This window comes from Gemella sp. GH3 (genome assembly GCF_013415425.1).
Classification (GTDB): domain Bacteria; phylum Bacillota; class Bacilli; order Staphylococcales; family Gemellaceae; genus Gemelliphila.
The window spans coordinates 1-552 of the sequence record NZ_JACBYC010000166.1 but is presented as its reverse complement, the minus strand read 5'-3'; the positions used below and the strand labels follow the sequence as shown (position 1 = coordinate 552).

General features: G+C 31.5%; 1 protein-coding gene and 1 pseudogene. Both read right to left on the bottom strand.

Going from position 1 to position 552, the window contains the following annotated elements; all coding sequences use genetic code 11:
* Nucleotides 1–104 precede the first annotated feature (104 nt).
* A complete protein-coding gene (locus tag HZY83_RS06610) occupies nt 105–308 on the bottom strand; it encodes a DUF6501 family protein (protein ID WP_002453229.1) in 204 nt (67 codons plus the stop codon).
* Between the two features lie 28 nt (nt 309–336).
* Nucleotides 337–552 (bottom strand): annotated as a pseudogene (locus tag HZY83_RS06605) (VOC family protein); the annotation flags it as partial.

Here is a 552-nt window from a genome sequence, read left to right as displayed (position 1 = left end):
CGTCCTTTATGTATAAAAAGAGACTAAGACAATTAAGTCATTATTGACCTGTCTTAGTCTTATTAATAATTAAATACACGTACTGTTACTTTACGTAATAAAACTTAAACTTCTTTGAAGTAATCTTTATAATAGCCACCTACTAAACCAGAATTATCAACGATTTGATAATACTCTTCGGTTTCATTAACAACATCATATTGTTTACCTACAGTCAACATATCAGCAACTGTAAATTTCTTCGCATCTGTATTCGTAACTTCTACCTTTTTAATAGGTGTACGTTCTTTCCAAGTTTCATGTAACATTGTATAACCTTCCTCTATTTAAAATGGTTTACTTTTCAAGGGTGAAAATAAACGAAATACCACTACTTTCGGTGATTCTTAACGATTCAGATTCCTCTTGTTCCAAAGTTTGATATGGTATTCCTATTTCATCTAATTGTTCTTTGGCTTGAACAAATTCATTTCGGTGATGTGTAGAAAATTCAACTTGTTCAACTGGTCCATACTCTGAAAGTTGTATTTCCTCATGTGCTTGGTATAGGTG